11 protein-coding genes and 4 pseudogenes are annotated in these 15,718 nt (G+C 65.7%); 7 read left to right on the top strand and 8 right to left on the bottom strand.

Going from position 1 to position 15,718, the window contains the following annotated elements; translation table 11 throughout:
• The first annotated feature begins 503 nt into the window (after positions 1-503).
• The 4 genes and pseudogenes from A7D17_RS05835 to A7D17_RS24800 all read left to right on the top strand — a co-directional run bounded on the left by A7D17_RS05835 (position 504) and on the right by A7D17_RS24800 (position 4,102).
• Positions 504-2,318, top strand: coding sequence for a S8 family peptidase (locus A7D17_RS05835; RefSeq protein WP_064508235.1), 1,815 nt, complete (start codon positions 504-506; stop codon positions 2,316-2,318).
• A gap of 1 nt (position 2,319) precedes the next feature.
• Positions 2,320-2,949, top strand: a complete 630-nt coding sequence (locus A7D17_RS05830) for a hypothetical protein (protein ID WP_064508234.1) — start codon at positions 2,320-2,322, stop codon at positions 2,947-2,949.
• Between the two features lie 184 nt (positions 2,950-3,133).
• Positions 3,134-3,837, top strand: a pseudogene (locus tag A7D17_RS25220) (S8 family serine peptidase); the annotation flags it as partial.
• A gap of 70 nt (positions 3,838-3,907) precedes the next feature.
• Positions 3,908-4,102 carry a proprotein convertase P-domain-containing protein gene (locus A7D17_RS24800; RefSeq protein WP_239692147.1) on the top strand — a complete coding sequence of 65 codons (195 nt, stop codon included), beginning with the start codon at positions 3,908-3,910 and terminating at the stop codon, positions 4,100-4,102.
• 370 nt (positions 4,103-4,472) lie between these two features.
• Here A7D17_RS24800 and A7D17_RS05820 read toward each other — a convergent pair.
• Positions 4,473-4,995, bottom strand: a pseudogene (locus A7D17_RS05820) (MFS transporter); the annotation flags it as partial.
• Here A7D17_RS05820 and A7D17_RS25215 point away from each other — a divergent pair.
• A pseudogene (locus tag A7D17_RS25215) lies at positions 4,985-5,086 on the top strand (LysR family transcriptional regulator); the annotation flags it as partial. The pseudogenes A7D17_RS05820 and A7D17_RS25215 sit on opposite strands and share 11 nt — an antisense overlap.
• 290 nt (positions 5,087-5,376) lie before the next feature.
• Here A7D17_RS25215 and A7D17_RS05815 read toward each other — a convergent pair.
• Entirely contained in the window at positions 5,377-5,580 is a 204-nt protein-coding gene (locus A7D17_RS05815; RefSeq protein WP_064508232.1) for a hypothetical protein, read from the bottom strand.
• Between the two features lie 213 nt (positions 5,581-5,793).
• Here A7D17_RS05815 and A7D17_RS05810 point away from each other — a divergent pair, with 213 nt between their 5' ends.
• The gene (locus A7D17_RS05810) at positions 5,794-6,702 is read left to right on the top strand and encodes an AraC family transcriptional regulator (protein ID WP_064508231.1); all 909 of its coding nucleotides are present in this window, start codon (positions 5,794-5,796) and stop codon (positions 6,700-6,702) included.
• A gap of 151 nt (positions 6,703-6,853) precedes the next feature.
• Here A7D17_RS05810 and A7D17_RS05805 read toward each other — a convergent pair whose 3' ends face one another.
• Positions 6,854-7,342, bottom strand: a complete 489-nt coding sequence (locus tag A7D17_RS05805; RefSeq protein ID WP_064508230.1) for a (R)-mandelonitrile lyase — start codon at positions 7,340-7,342, stop codon at positions 6,854-6,856.
• Positions 7,343-7,685: 343 nt separating this feature from the next.
• Between A7D17_RS05805 and A7D17_RS05800 the strand changes: the two genes are divergently transcribed.
• On the top strand, positions 7,686-8,585 hold the full coding sequence (locus tag A7D17_RS05800) for a LysR family transcriptional regulator (protein WP_064508306.1): 900 nt from the start codon (positions 7,686-7,688) through the stop codon (positions 8,583-8,585).
• 84 nt (positions 8,586-8,669) lie between these two features.
• Here A7D17_RS05800 and A7D17_RS05795 read toward each other — a convergent pair.
• From A7D17_RS05795 to A7D17_RS05775, 5 genes and pseudogenes are all read right to left on the bottom strand, one after another.
• Positions 8,670-8,891: pseudogene (locus A7D17_RS05795) on the bottom strand (aldo/keto reductase); the annotation flags it as partial.
• Between the two features lie 211 nt (positions 8,892-9,102).
• The gene (locus A7D17_RS05790; protein WP_064508228.1) at positions 9,103-9,789 is read right to left on the bottom strand and encodes a TetR/AcrR family transcriptional regulator; all 687 of its coding nucleotides are present in this window, start codon (positions 9,787-9,789) and stop codon (positions 9,103-9,105) included.
• Positions 9,782-11,269, bottom strand: coding sequence for an efflux transporter outer membrane subunit (locus A7D17_RS05785; protein WP_064508227.1), 1,488 nt, complete (start codon positions 11,267-11,269; stop codon positions 9,782-9,784). Before A7D17_RS05785 ends, A7D17_RS05790 begins: the two co-directional genes overlap by 8 nt.
• Position 11,270: 1 nt before the next feature.
• Positions 11,271-14,414, bottom strand: a complete 3,144-nt coding sequence (locus tag A7D17_RS05780) for an efflux RND transporter permease subunit (protein ID WP_064508226.1) — start codon at positions 14,412-14,414, stop codon at positions 11,271-11,273.
• Between the two features lie 16 nt (positions 14,415-14,430).
• Positions 14,431-15,654, bottom strand: coding sequence for an efflux RND transporter periplasmic adaptor subunit (locus A7D17_RS05775; protein WP_064508225.1), 1,224 nt, complete (start codon positions 15,652-15,654; stop codon positions 14,431-14,433).
• Between the last annotated feature and the right edge of the window lie 64 nt (positions 15,655-15,718).

Raw genomic sequence — 15,718 nt, 5'->3', positions numbered from 1 at the left:
TAGATTGTGCGATGTGTCACGCAGATGGACGACGTCGCGTGTCTTGCAGGCAATGCGTGTCCCATCTTTAATCGAGGCGTTGACGCTGCAGATGCATCGCCAACATCGGCTGCGTCCAGACGCACAGGGGAGCCGACGAACCACCTGACCGCATCCACTCCATCGCCGGACCGATGCGCTGTGTAGCTCTCATGGGATAAACGGACATGACTCCTGTCGCTGCCGCTGCCGCACTGTTTCTTCTCTCACCCCGTCATCGCCACATGGCGGAGACCGGTCCATGGTGTACCCCGCCTGCAGGCGAGATTGCCTGACGAGCGTCTCTTGACCCGGGCGATCGCGCCGGGCCTTTCTGCCGCAACTACATCTTCCGGCTCCAACGCCTCGGGCTTCATAGGCGGGTCCCGAGCGAATGGCGCAGCTGCAACGGCCGATCGTGCGATTGGCCGAACGGAGGACCGTGTCGCTTCGACCGCGCCTACCTTTGACTGGAATCAAACGGAATGAACTCTTTTCGCAGGCAACCCCTCGCACTGTCGATCGGCACCCTACTGATCGCTAGTACCCCACTTTCGGCACTAGCCACACCACCGGTCACGGCCGTGACCAGCAACGCAATCAATGCCATTACCGTCTCCGCCGAATCCCGACGCAGCGACCCCTTGTATCGCTACCAGTGGCATCTCTCCAACCAGGGCCAGGCCGTGATCGGCGACAGCCGTCCGGTGCCCGGCGTGGACTTGGACGTGGATATCCTGCATGGCTTGAACATCCGCGGGCGCGGCGTGCGGGTCGGTGTGGTGGATGACGGGCTGGAGCTACGCCATGAAGACCTGGCCGACAACATCCTGCCAAACGGTTCGTACAACTTTGCCGATGGGTCCCACGACACTACGCCCGTCGATCCGGCTAACGGCCACGGCACTGCGGTGGCCGGCATCATCGGCGCCGTTGGCTGGAACGGCCGCGGCGGACGTGGTGTGGCGCCCGAGGTGCTGATGGCAGGATTTGATTTTCTGGCACGTGCATCCTCCGCCTCCGAGGCCAGTCTCCGGTATGCCTGGGGCGACGGCCCGGAGGCACGCAATATCGATATCTTCAACAACAGCTGGGGCTCGATCGCTTCGTTTTATTTCGATTTCCCGGTAGAAGAACAACAGTCCTGGGAAGCATTGATGCGCTCTAGCCGCGGTGGGCGCGGCGCCATCTACATCAAGTCCGCTGGCAACAATTTCGTGCGGCTGCGTACGCGCGATGAAAACGGAAAAATCATTAACCTCTGCAGCGAAGAATCGCGTGTATTGAAGGTGGGATGCGCGCTGGCCAACATCGACCCACGCAGCAGTCTTCCCGGCACGATCGTCGTCGCCAGCGTGGATGCCACAGGTCAACGCGCGTCGTACTCGTCTTCAGGTTCTGCGTTATGGGTCTCCGGTCTTGGCGGCGAGTTTGGCCGGCAACGCAAGTTCTATCCCGATGCAGCATCCCTCTTTGCGCCAGACACCGCACCGTACGCCTATGACCCTGCCATTGTCACCACCGACCTCAGCGGCTGCGCGGCAGGCGACAACGTTGATGACTCCTCAGTCGACAATGCGTTGGACGGCAGCAAGTCCAAGATCGATGCGTCATGCAACTACAACGCCATCATGAACGGCACATCGGCTGCTGCGCCTACCGTCTCCGGCGTCGCGGCCTTGATACTGAGCACAAACCCGAGCCTGAGCGCGCGCGATGTCAAATACATCCTGGCCAAAACCGCGCGACAGGTCGATCCCTGGCAGCCTGCTGCGGTCTACCAGGGGAGTGTGATCGACCCAGGCTGGATCACCAATGCGGCCGGACATCGTTTCAGCAACTGGTACGGATTCGGCCTGGTCGATGGCGCCGCAGCCGTTTATGAAGCGAGGTACTTCAAGCCGCTGCCTCCGGTCCGCGATACCCAATGGGTCGCATCCACCACTGCCGCGAACCAGATCGGTGGCCCTGCGCGACCAGCCAAACAACGCATCCGCATCACCCAGGCCATGAAGGTGGAGGGCGTGCAGCTGTCGCTTGCCACATCGCATCGCACTCCGACCAATTTGCGTGTGGTGCTGGAATCTCCCAGCGGAACGCGTAGCTATGTCGTCACTCCGTTCTCGGTACTGGACCCAGCCGCTTATGCGCAGACCGGGTTCTATATCGATCTCACCTCCAGCAACGCATTTCTCGACGAGCGGGCGCAAGGCGTCTGGACCCTGGAAGTGACCGACATGACCGCGCCGACATCCACCGCGGCACTGCAAAACTTCAAACTCCGCATCCTGGGGCACTGACATGAAAACCACATTTCTCAGTTCGGTATTGATCGCAGCATTGGCTACCGGTGGTGTCGCTTCCGCTGGCCAATACATGGATGCGCAGGCGCTTAGCGCCGCGGCCACTGGCGCGCGGTTCAAGTCCGGAAGCGACACCTATCGCATGTTGCCTGGCATGGTGGTCTCCGACCCCGCGCCGGACGAACGCTCTGCCACTCCTCCCGCGGTTGCCGCAAGGGCACGTCTCAGCAGCACAGCAGCATCTTCCACTGGCAAGGTCGCCGCGCGGATCGGCCCGTATGCGGTAGTGCTTCCGTCAACCAACGCTGCGCGGAGTGCATCCACCCTCGCTTCCACATCGAATGCCACCACCGAACGCATGCTCGCCGCGGCAGTGAACGAACGTAATGGGCGTGTGGTACTGGTCCAACCACAGCTCAAGCTGACCAATGCCACGCCAGACAGTGCCACCGCGCTGGCGAACAGTTCCGGCGGGCGGATCGTGTATACCTCGCGGATCGACAACAGCGCAGTGATTGCCTATCCCTCGATCGAGAAGACGCAACAGGCGCTGACCCGTCTACGCGCCAGCCAGCCTGGCATCCAGGCGGCGCTGGTGGTGCAGCAATCGGTCATGCAACCGATGTAGCACACAGCAGCAGGCCGCCTGTCGCTCAAGGACGCGGCGGGCGGCTCGCAGACGCATCTACCCACATTGTTCACTGTCACTGCAGCGCACAGGCAAGCGACAGCGCGGTGTCGCCTGCGCACGCACCGGTGACTGGTCCCGGCTTCGCCCGACATCACCCCGTCATCGACCGAAGAGAGATGGCATGCACCTTGTTGGCAAACGCCAGCGCTTGCTCGTGATTGATATGCCGCTGATCGCCCCCTCGCTGCTGCTGGCGGTGACGGCCGTCAAGGCGGCTCCCGGGTCCGCATTGCGTGCAGCTGCCGACGATCCATTGCTGCGGTAGCAGCGGCATATCTCGAACCGGGGCCAGCAGGTCACCGATGACATCCGTCCGGTTGCAGGCGTGGACATGGACGTGGAGATTCTGCATGAGCTTGGCTTACGGGGCAGAGGCGTGGGCGTGGTAGATGACGGACTGGAGCTGGGCCATGAAGACCTGGCCGACAACATCATCCCGAACGGCTCCTACAACTTCGAGACCGGGTCGCCTGACGTCCCCCCACCGATCCGTTAACGCCGCATGGCACCCCTGCTGCGGGCATCATCGCCGCCGTCGGCTGGACTGGCCGGGGTGGCCGCGGAGCGCCGCCCGAAGCGATGCTTGCGGGTTTCGATTTCGATGCCCGCGATGCGTCCAGGAGCCTGGCCAGCGTGCGTTATGCCTGGAGCGATGGGTTCGAAGCGAAAGCCATCGACATCTTCAACACTAGCTGGGCCTAGCCGGCCGCGTTCTACGTGGATTTTCCGCAACAGGAGCAGCAGTCCTGGGAGACATCGATGCACTCCACCCGCGCCGGGCTGGGAGGCATCTACGTCACATTGGCGGGCCGGTGCAACTTTCGCTTGCCACGACACATCGCACACCGACCGATCAGCAAGTGGTGCTCGAGTCCCCCCAGCGGGACCCGCAGCCATGTCCTTACGCCGTTCTCGGCACTGGATGCCACCGCCTACGCCAAAGACCGGGTTCTATATCGACCTGACCTCCAGCAATGCATTTCTGGACGAACGGTCGAAAGGGAACTGGACACTGGAAGTCACTGACGTGACCGGGTTGACCGTCACTGCAGTGCTGCAGGACTTCAAGCTACGCAGTGTGGGGCACTGACGCGAACGCAACGCTTCCGGCTCGGTGATGTCTGCGGTCGTTGCCATGGAATGCCTTTCTGGACGAATCCGCTGCCGGGCGCTGGACGCTCGAGGCCGACGACATACTCGCAAGCAATGGCGAAAAAAAGGAGGAATTCGAAATGTGCATGTCATTGCGGGCGCCGATCAATAGCGTACTCACGGTTGGCCGCTGCAGCAGCCAGTTGATTGCAAACGTGTTTCCATTGCAGTGCTACTGAGAGTGAAGAATGTGCGTGCGCACGTGCTGCCGGTGCTGGCAGCACGTGCTGCGCGAGGCGCGATGTGGGTGCGTAGAAGCCAGCGCCAGGCGCGTTGTCCAGCGGCGGGGGCGGGTGTGCAGCGTTCGCTCACTGCGCCGGCAGACACGCCCCCGGGCAGTGGGCGCGACGACGTTGCAGGTGCACGCTCCACAACGCGATACCCAGGCCAACCGCGGTCGGCAGTGCTGCCACCCACAGGGTCGCGACCAAGCCAGCCCGGGTGGCGATCACCATCCCGCCCAGCCACGCCCCCCAGCGCATTGCCCAGGTTGAATGCCGCGATGTTCCGGCTGGATGCCAGGTTCTGCCCGGTGCCGCGCGCGCGTTCCAGCACGCGCAGCTGCAAGGGCGCGACGGTGGCGAAGGCGGCCACTCCCAGCAGCCCGACGAACACCACCATCGCGGTCCGGTTGTGCAGCACCAACCCCATCGCGCCCAGGACCAGCACCAGGGCCGCCAGGCTCCCAGCAAGGCGGCGGTCGGCCAGCCGCCCGCCCAGCAGGTTGCCGACGATCATGCCCCCGCCAAACACCAGCAGCACCGGCGACACCGCCGCTTGTGCAAACCCGCTCACCTGCACCAGCAATGGCTGGATGTAGGTGAACACCGCACGCCAGTTGCAGCCACATCGCGTGCGCGCCTTCGTGGAATTCCTGCTGCAGCGTCTGGGCAAGCGACCGCTGTGGGAGGCAGCGACCTAGCGCCGATTGCACTGTTCCCGCATGCGCGGCCGTTAGCGTACCGCGCTGTGATCAGGGCGCCGGGCTTGATACGCGATTGCAGCGTCGCTGCTGAAATCGCAAGCCGGCGATGCAGGCACCTGCAATGGATCTCTGATGCGCAGCGGGTGCTCCGGCGCGGTATGGCAGCGATACGCCTTGCCGACACCCATGGCGATGACATCGCGTAGTGCATCGGCTTTGAACCAAGGCGAGGGTTCGCATCGGGGACAGGATCGCGGGCGCGCGCCCTTCCTGCTCGCCTTGAACCGTCAGCGCCCGGCGCGCCGCAGCCGCGTGTGCAGACTGCGGCGCTGCGCATCGCTGAGCAGGTGGCCGTGGGTGGTCAACAAGCCAAGGATTTGCAGATGTGCCTGCTCGGTGCGACGGGCGAGCTCTGCGGTGGCGGCGGCTTCCAGCTTCTTCCACTCGGCGGGGCTGGTCGGCGTCGGCAGGATCGAAGGTTTGGCGGGCATTGGGCGCTACAGGCACTGGCTGGAGGCCCATGATACGGCCCGCACGTGAGCGCCCTATCACCGCCGCGGCGGGCCACTGCACTGGCCGCGCCCGTCACTGACACCGGCCGCGTGCTCGCCTTGCAGCTTGGTCTCGTGGCGGCTGCGTGACCGGCGCTCTTGTACGATGGGCCCATCGCGGCCAGGCCGCCCTGCGCCATTGACGAGTTCTGCATGTCTTCGCTGACCGAGTTGAGCACCCTGCTGCTGCGCCACGCACCTGCCGACGGGATGCATGCCACCCCGATTACCGGGCTGCAGATCATGCGCAGCTCCACCCGGACGGTATCCATTCCCACCGTCTATACGCCGATGCTGTGCCTGGTGGCGCAAGGGCGCAAACGGGCGATGCTGGGCGCGCAGGCATTTCACTATCACCCCGAGATGTATCTGGTGGCCTCGGTGGATCTGCCCATCGTCGGCTCGGTGGTCGAGGCCAGCGCCGAGCAACCGTATCTGTGCTTCTGCCTGGACCTGGACACGGCGGTGCTCAGCGAACTGGCGATCCACCATCCGGAACTTGCCGAGCCGCAGCGCGACACCGCTGGCGCCGGCCTGTTGCTCAACCGCAGCACACCGCAGCTGTACGATACCGCGGTGCGGCTGGCAGGCCTGCTCGACCGACCGCAGGAGATCGCCGCACTCGCCCCGCTGGTCACGCGCGAATTGCTCTATCGCCTGATGGCCGACCCCGCCAATGCAGTCGTGCGCCAGATGGCGATCGCCGACAGCCGGCTCAACCAGATCTCCAAGGCCATCGTGTGGTTGCGCGAACACTATGCGCAGCGCTTCAGTATCGAGCAGATAGCCGATCTGTCGGCGATGAGCCGTTCCACCTTCCATGCGCATTTCAAGGCGGTGACCTCGATGACGCCGCTGGAATACCGCTCGCATCTGCGCGTGCACGAGGCACGCCGGTTGATGGTGGCCGAGGCGCTGACCGCTGCCGACGCGGGCTTCCGCGTCGGCTACGAAAGCGCCTCGCAATTCAGCCGCGACTACGCGCGCATCCTGGGCGAGCCGCCGGCACGCGATGCGCAGCGGCTGCGCGCGAACACACCGGATGCTGCCGAACTGGCATAGGCACGCCGGCTGCCTGGCGCGGTCACGGCACGCCGATCACCTGTACGCCACGGCTGTCACCGCGACCGGCTGCCAGCTGCCAGCGCACAGCCTGCCCGCGCGGCAACCACCCTCCACATTGCGGCACGGCAGCATCGGCGGGCGGCTCACCTCAGTCGGCGGCGTACTGCGCGTCGGTGACCTGCTCCAGCCAGGTCACCGGCGAGCCGTCCACTGCCTCGGCGATGGCGATATGCGACATCGCCACGGTCGCGTTGGCGCCATGCCAATGCTTGACCCCCGGCGGGATCCATACGATGTCGCCGGGGCGAATGTCCTGCGCCGGCTTGCCCCATTCCTGCACGCGCCCCGCGCCGGCAGTGACGATCAGCGTCTGCCCCAGCGGATGCGTGTGCCATGCGGTGCGCGCACCCGGCTCGAACGTGACGGTGGCGCCGCCCACCCGCGCCGGTGCATCGGCCTGAAACGGTGCATCGATGCGCACCTTGCCGGTGAAGTAATCGGCCGGACCCACCGCCGATGCGGCGCCACCGGCCTTGCTCACGCGGATCGGCGTGCCTGTGGCGCTCCCCTGCCCCTCACCGCCTGTCGCGGTGGCGGCCATCATCGATAACGATATTGCAGTTGCGAACAGATGCATTGCGGTGCTCCTTGGGTGCAGTGCGCGCGGCCAGGCCAACGCGTCCGGGGATGACAGCCAACGCCAGAGACGGCGCGGCTGGTGGCGGCCGGTAGCCCACCACCGCGGCACGCCCGCCGTGCGGGCAACGACTGGGTGTACGCGACCGGTGCCGACTCCAGTTGCACGCACTGTAGCGTGCCTGCACCGCCACACTTACCCGCCAATCGCGCATGCTGCTAGAAACCCCATGCATCAATGCAGCCACGCCGCGCTGCATCCGCAGCGGCGTTGAAGCCATCACGCACCATCGCGCATGATGCCTGCCGCATGAATGGCATGCCTGAAGCGGGCACTGGCAGCAATGGCTCGGGAAAACCTCAACGACCTGCAGGTCTTCGTCACGGTGGCGCGCGAAGGCAGCTTCACCCGCGCAGCGGCGCAGCTGGGCGTCTCGCAATCGGCACTGAGCCATACCGTGCGCGCCCTGGAAACGCGGCTGGGCATCCGCCTGCTGACCCGCACCACGCGCAGCGTGTCGATGACCGAAGCCGGTGAGCGCCTGTTCGACACGGTGGCGCCACGCCTGCAGGAAATCGACGACGAACTGTCCGCGCTCACCGATTTCCGCGACACGCCGGCCGGCACCATCCGCATCACCACCGCCGGCCATGCCGCCGACGCTTACGTGTGGCCGGCGCTGTGCACACTGCTGCCGAAGTACCCCGACCTCAATGTCGAACTGACCGTGGACTACGGACTGGCCGATATCGTCGCCGAGCGCTACGACATCGGGATCCGCCTGGGCGACCAGGTCGCCAAGGACATGATCGCGGTGCCGATCAGCCCACGCCAGCGCATGGCCGTGGTGGCGGTCCCGGGCTATTTCGTGCATCACACCATCCCCGCGGTGCCGGCCGATCTGGCCCAGCACAACTGCATCGGCCTGCGCCTGCCCACCCACGGCGGCCTGCTGGCCTGGGACTTCGAAAAGGATGGGCGCGCGCTCAAGGTGCGCGTGCACGGGCAATGGACCTTCAATGGCAGCAGCGCGATCCTGCGCGCCGCGCTGGCAGGCGCAGGGCTGGCCTATCTACCGGAAACCATGGTGCGGGAGCACATCGCCAGCGGCCAGCTGCGCCGCGTGCTGGACGACTGGTGCGACCCGTTCGACGGCTATTACGCTTACTACCCGAGCCGCCGGCAGTCCTCATCGGCACTCAAGGTGGTGATCGATGCGCTGCGCCACGATCTGCCACGCTGAAGCGCGTCACACCCGCCCAGCGGCGCGCGATGCGGCAGTGCGCATGCGCCCGGTCGGCCGCCAGCGTGCTGCGTCACCGCAGGGGCGATGCGCAGCCAGGGCCTGGCCAAGTAATTCCTCGTTGGCGAAGGGGCCGTCGGCTTCGGCGGTGTCGAAGAAGGTCACGCCCTGCTCCACCGCCGCGTGCAGCAGTGCAATGGCGTCCCTGCGCTCGGTGGCCGGGCCGTCGCCATAGCCCAGGCCCATGCAGCCCAGGCCCAGCGCCGAGACCTGTCGCCCGCTGGTTCCCAACTGTCGTGTCTGCATCGTTCGCTCCCGCGGCATCAGGCCGCAGTGGATGGATGGGCTGCAGCCGGTACGGCGCTGCAGCGGCGACGGGCACGATAGTCCCGGGCATCGTGCCGATTGCATCGCGGACGGCGCTAATGGTTATGAGCGCCTGGCATTCAACCTGGCGGGCGATGGTGGCGCGCCATCGGCACCCAAGCATGCCCGCGGCCGCCGCGCCTGCAGTTGCCTAGAAGCCTCCAGGCACCTCCCGCGATGGCTTGGCCGCCAGTGTCAGCGTGCCTGGGCGGTAGGCACGCATGAACACCGCCACCGCGCCCCTGAGATATGCCGCTGCAGATCCGGCGCCTGTCTGTAACTGGCCGGCGCGTGCGGCCGCGCTGGGCGGCATGCCGGTCGCCAGGCCGAAGAAATGCACCGAGGCATCGGCCAGGTTGTCGATGGCCAGCACGCCCCGGGCCACCTCGCGCGCCAGCAGCGCGCGCATCATGTCGTCATAGCGCTCGAAGCACAGCACCCACGTTTCCTCGCGCATCTGCGCGGGCAGCAGTGGTGGGCGCACCAGTGCGTAGGCGGTATCGTCCAGCGCGCGGCGGCTCGCCATACGCTGCACTGCGTCTGCAACGGCGATCAGGCGTGGCTCCAGTGCGCCGTCCATGACCAGCAGCGCGGTCCACTGGCTGCAAGCCGCATGCGCCGCAGCCTCCAGCGTGGTGCGAAACAGCAGCTCCTTGGATGCGAAGTACGCATAGACCGTCGCCTTGGAGACGCGCGCCTGCTCGGCAATGGTGTCCATGCTGATCCGCTCGACGCCTTCGCGCTGAAACAGCCGCTGCGCGGCAGCCAGGATCGCAGCGCGTTTGCCGCCTGGCGTGGGTGCCGGTGGCGGCCCAGGGGCCGGCTCGGGCTCATCCACGGGGCTGCCCCGTGGCGGTGCTGGCCACGTCCGTCGCGCCGGTCTGTAGCCATCCACCGCCCATCGCCTTGTAGAACGTCACCAGGTTGGTGACGCGCGACAACTGCGTCGCAATCAATGTCTGCTGCGCGCTGTATAGCGAGCGCTGCGCATCCAGCGCCTGCAGATAGCTGTCGATGCCGCGTTCGAAGCGTGCCTGCGACAGGCGGTAGCTGTCGGCGGTGGCATCGACCAGGGCCTGTTGCGCCTGCAGCTGCCGGCCCAGCGTGTCGCGCTGCGCGAGCGCATCGGACACTTCGCGGAACGCGCTCTGGATGGATTTCTCGTAGCGGGCCACCTCGATCTCGCGATTGGCCTTGGCCATGTCCAGGTTGGCGCGATGACGCCCGGCATTGAAGATCGGCAAGGTCAACGTGGGCACGAAACTCCACGCGCGCGTGCCCGCGTCGAACAGGTTCGACAGGCTGTTACTGGACGAGCCCAGCGACCCGGTCAGGCTGATGCTGGGGAAGAACGCCGCGCGTGCCGCGCCGATATTGGCATTGGCCGCGCGCAGGTTGCGTTCGGCCTCCAGGATGTCCGGGCGACGCTGCAGCAGCTGCGAGGACACGCCGGCCGGAACGCTGGCCAGCACACTGCCTTCCACGCTGGCGCTGTCGGGCAAGGCGTGCGGCAACAACGCGTCCGGCAGCTGCGTGCCGACCAGCAGCACCAGCGCATTGCGATCCTGCGCCACTTGCGCGGTATAGCGCTCCACATCCACGCGCGCACTCTCCACCGTGGTTTGCGCCTGGCGCAGGGTGAGCTGCGAAGCCACGCCCAGCTCGAAGCTGCGTTGCTGCAGGCGGTAACTGTCGCTCTGGCTGCTGAGGGTGGACTGCGCCAGCTGCAGCGATGCCTGATCGGCGGCCAGGGTCAGGTACGCAGTGGCCACCTCCGCCACCAGGCTGATGTGGGCGCTGCGGCGCGCCTCGGCGGTGGACAGGAATTGCTGCAGGGCCTGCTCCTTGAGGCTGCGCACGCGCCCGAACAGATCCAGTTCGTAGGAACTGATGCCCACGCTGGCGCTGTAGCTACGCAACGGCTGCGGCTGGCCGGGCACGGCCAGTTCGGCAGGCGTGCGCGAGTTGTTGGCGGTGCCGGTGCCGTCGATGGCCGGCAGCAGCGATGTGCGATCCACGCGGTATTGCGCCCGTGCCACCTCGATATTGAGCGCCGCCACGCGCAGGTCGCGGTTGTTCTGCAGCGCCAGCGCGATCACCTGCTGCAACGCCGGGTCGGTGAATACCTCGCGCCAGCCGATATCGGCCACCGCGCGCGCCGGATCGCTGGCGCTGTCTCCGGTAGCAGTGGATGCGTCGGTGCCGGCAAAGCTGGCCGGGACCGGTGCATCGGGCCGGGTATAGCGCGGCGCCAGCGTGCAGCCGGACAACACGCCAGCCACCGCGATCGCGGTCAATGTCATGCGAATCGAAGTCATGTCAGTGTCCTGTCGGTTGCGGAGCGGGCATGGCGGGCTGCGCGCGACGCTGGAACAGGCCGCTGACCAGCACGAAGAACAGCGGCACGAAGAAGATCGCCAGCACCGTGCCGGACAGCATGCCGCCGATCACCGCGGTGCCCAGCGCATGCTGCGCGCCGGCACCGGCACCGCTGCCGAGCACCAACGGCACCACACCCAGGATGAAGGCCAGCGATGTCATCAGGATCGGCCGCAGGCGCATGCGCGCCGCTTCCAGTGCCGACGCGATCAGGCTCTTGCCGCTCTCATGCAGCTCCTTGGCGAACTCCACGATCAGGATCGCGTTTTTCGATGCAAGACCAATGGTGGTCAACAATCCCACCTGGAAGTACACGTCATTCATTTTCCAGGTCAAAATCGCGCCCAGCAGCGTGCCGAACACGCCCAGCGGCACCACCAGGATCACCGAGAACGGAATCGCCCAGCTCTCGTACAGCGCGGCCAGACACAGGAACACGATCAGGATCGACAGCCCATACAACAGGCCGGTCTGTCCGGTGGAGGCCTTTTCCTGCCGCGACAATCCGGTCCATTCGTAGCCGATGCCCGGCGGCAGTTTTGCTGCCGCCGCTTCCACGATCTGCATCGCTTCGCCACTGGAGGCCGCACCCGGCAAGGCCATGCCCAGGATCTCCACCGACGGCACGCTGTTGTAGCGTTCCAGCCGCGGCGAGCCCGATTGCCAGCTGGCGGTCGCGAAGGCGTTGAACGGCACCATGCTGCCCGCGCTGTTGCGCACGAACCAGCGATCGATGTCCTGCGGGTTCATGCGGTATGGCGCGTCGGCCTGCAGCAGCACCTTCTTGACACGTCCCTTGTCGATGAAATCGTTGACGTACACGCTGCCCCACGCACTGGAAAAGGTGTTGTTGATGTCGGAGATCGACACCCCCATCGCCTGCGCCCGGTGCGGGTCGATCTCCAGCTTGAATTCGGGCGTGTCCTCCTGCCCGTTCGGGCGCACCGCCACCAGCCGCTTGTCCTGCGACAGCTCGGCCAGCAATTGATTGCGGGCCTGCATCAAGGCGTCGTGACCCAGGTTTGCGCGGTCCTGCAGCATCAGATCGAAGCCGGTGGCGTTACCCAGCTCCGACACCGCCGGCGGTGCGAACGCAAACACCTTGGCATCGCGAATGGTGCTGAAGAACGCACCGGCCTTGCCGGCCACGTCGGTGACGCTCTGGCCCTTGCCGGTGCGCTCGTCCCACGGCCGCAGCTTGACGAAGGCAAGCCCCACGTTCTGCCCGGTGCCGGCGAAGCTGAAACCGGAGACCGCAAACACGCCGGACACCGAGTCCTTCTGATCGACCAGGAAGTGATGCTCCACCTGCTTGAGCACTTCACCGGTGCGCGCATCGCTGGCACCTGGCGGCAACTGCACCAGCACGAACAAGGTGCCCTGGTCTTCATCCGGCAGGAAGCCCACCGGCAACTTCATGAAGCCGACCACCACCAGCGCAAGCAACACCGCATAGGCGAGCATGTAGCGCCAGCCCTTGCCCAGCATGTGCCGCACCACACCCTGGTAGCGGGTAGTACCGCGGTCGAACAGGCGGTTGAACCAGCCGAAGAAGCCGGTGGTGGCCATGCCATGGCCCTTGTGCACCGGCTTGAGCAAGGTGGCGCACAGGGCCGGAGTCAAGATCATCGCCACCAGCACCGACAAGGTCATCGCCGACACAATCGTGATGGAGAACTGCCGGTAGATCACACCGGTGGAGCCGCCGAAGAAGGCCATCGGCACGAACACCGCTGCCAGCACCAACGCCACGCCCACCAGCGCGCCGGAAATCTGGTCCATCGATTTGCGCGTGGCGTCCTTGGGCGACAACTGCTCCTCGCCCATCACGCGCTCGACGTTTTCCACCACCACGATGGCATCGTCCACCAACAGGCCGATTGCCAGCACCATCGCGAACATGGTCAGCGTGTTGATGGTGAAGCCAAACGCGGCCAGCACGCCGAACGTGCCCAGCAACACCACCGGCACCGCGATGGTCGGGATCAAGGTGGCGCGGAAGTTCTGCAGGAACAGGTACATCACCAGGAACACCAGCACCACCGCCTCGAGCAGGGTGTGCACCACCTGCTCGATGGAGATGCGCACGAACGGCGTGGTGTCGTAGGGCTTTTGCACCTTCATGCCCGGCGGGAAGAATTTCTCCTGCTCCTCCAGGCTCTTGTCGATGGCGCGTACCGTGTCCAACGCATTCGCACCGGTGGCCAGCTTGATCGCCAGGCCGGCGGCCGGCTTGCCGTTGTAGCGGCCCACCGTGTTGTAGCTTTCGCTGCCCAGCTCGATGCGCGCCACATCGCGCAGGCGCACCTGCGAGCCATCGGACTGCGTGCGCAGCAGGATGTTTTCGAATTGCTCGGCGGTCTTGAGCCGGGTCTGCGCGGTGATGGTGGCATTGAGTTGCTGGTTGGCCACCGCCGGCAACGCACCGAGCTGGCCGGCCGACACCTGCGCGTTCTGCGCCTGGATTGCGGTGCGCACATCCACCGGGGTCAGGCTGAAATTGCTCAGCCTGTTCGGATCCAGCCAGATGCGCATGGCGTATTGCGAACCGAACAGTGTGGTGTCGCCGACGCCTTCGACGCGGCTGATGGTTTCCTGCACGTTGGCAGCCACGTAATCGGACAGATCCGAATCGCTCATACTGCCGTCTTCGGAGGTAAAGGCCAGCACGTTGACGAAATTGGTGGCCGACTTGGTCACCGTCACGCCCTGCTGCTGCACTTCCTGCGGCAACAACGGTGTGGCCAGCGACAACTTGTTCTGCACCTGCACCTGCGCGGTGTCCGGGTCGGTGCCGTTGTCGAAGGTCAGGGTAATGGTCACCGCACCGCTGGATTCGCTGGTGGAGGCCATGTAGCTGAGGTGGTCCAGCCCCTTCATCTTCTGCTCGATGACCTGGGTGACGGTGTCTTCCAGCGTCTGCGCCGAGGCGCCCGGATAATTGGCGGTGATGGCGACGGCGGGCGGCGCGATGCTGGGGTATTGCGCGATCGGCAAGGTGGCGATGGACAGGATGCCGGCCAGCATCACGATGATGGCCAACACCCACGCGAAGATCGGACGGTCGATAAAAAAGCGTGCCATGACGTGTGATCCCGCCTCAGTTGGCCGCACGCGGTGCGGTCGGGGCGGAAGGGGTGCCAGCAGCACCGGCAGCGTTACCAGCAGCGGCGGGCTTGCCCTTGGGCTGCCACGGTACGGTCTTGACTTCGATGCCGTCGCGCGCACGCGAGGCGCCTTCGACCACCACCTGCTCGCCAGGCTTCAAGCCGCTGCGCACCAGCCATTGGTCGCCGACTTCACGGTCGGTCTCCAGCACGCGCAACTGCAACTTGTGGTCGGCGCCCACCACGAATGCTGTCGGATTGCCGGCAGCGTTGCGCGAGACCGCCTGTTGCGGCACCAGCATGCCCTGCTGCTTGACGCCTTCCTGCAACACCGCACGCACGTACATGCCCGGCAGCAGATCGGCAGCGGGATTGGGAAACACCGCGCGCAAGGTGATCGAACCGGTGTTCTGGTCGACGGTGACATCGGAGAACGCCAGTTGGCCCTGCAGCGGATAGGCGCTGCCGTCTTCCAGCAGCAGCGACACCTTGGCGGCACCCTCGCCGGCCGTTTCCAGATCGCCCCGCGCCATCGCCTGCTTCAACCGCAGCACTGCCGCGCTGGGCTGGGTGACATCGACATAGATCGGGTCCAGCTGCTGGATGGTGGTCAGTGCGGTGGATTGGTTGGCGGTCACCAACGCCCCCGGGGTGACGCTGGAGCGGCCGATGCGGCCGGAGATCGGCGCGTCCAGGCGCGCGAAGGCCAGATTGATACGCGCGGTTTCCACGCTGGCCTTGCCGGCGGCCACATCGGCCTCGGCCTGGCCCAGGGCGGCGGAGGTGTCGTCGCCTTCCTGCTGGCTGATCGCCTTGATCTGCGCCAACTCGGTGTAGCGCTCGGCCTTGAGCCTGGCGGTGCGCAGGTTGGCCTGCGCCTTGGCCAGGGTGGCCTGGGCGCTGGCATAGCTGGCGCGGTAGGTGGCCGGATCGATCTGGTACAGCGTCTGCCCGGCTTTGACGTCGCCGCCCTCGGTGAACTGGCGCGACTGCACGATGCCGCCCACCTGTGGGCGGATTTCGGCGATCAGGTACGGCACGGTGCGCCCCGGCAGCGCGGTGGTCAGCGGCACCGGCTGCTGCCTGACGGTTAGCACCGCCATCTCGGGCGTGCCCTCCTCTGGAGGTGGTCCGCCCGGCGGGCTACCGCAGGCGCTGAGCAAAACGGTGACGGCAACAGCAAACAACGGCAGGCGATAGAGGGCTTGAGAACGCACGAGAAGGTCTCCGAAAGCGCGCAATGGTTAATCTAAACGGTACGGTTCGGTATCCTAATGACGC

It is taken from the genome of Xanthomonas floridensis, from assembly GCF_001642575.1.
GTDB classification, from domain to species: domain Bacteria; phylum Pseudomonadota; class Gammaproteobacteria; order Xanthomonadales; family Xanthomonadaceae; genus Xanthomonas; species Xanthomonas floridensis.
This window is presented reverse-complemented; position numbering and strand designations above follow the sequence as displayed.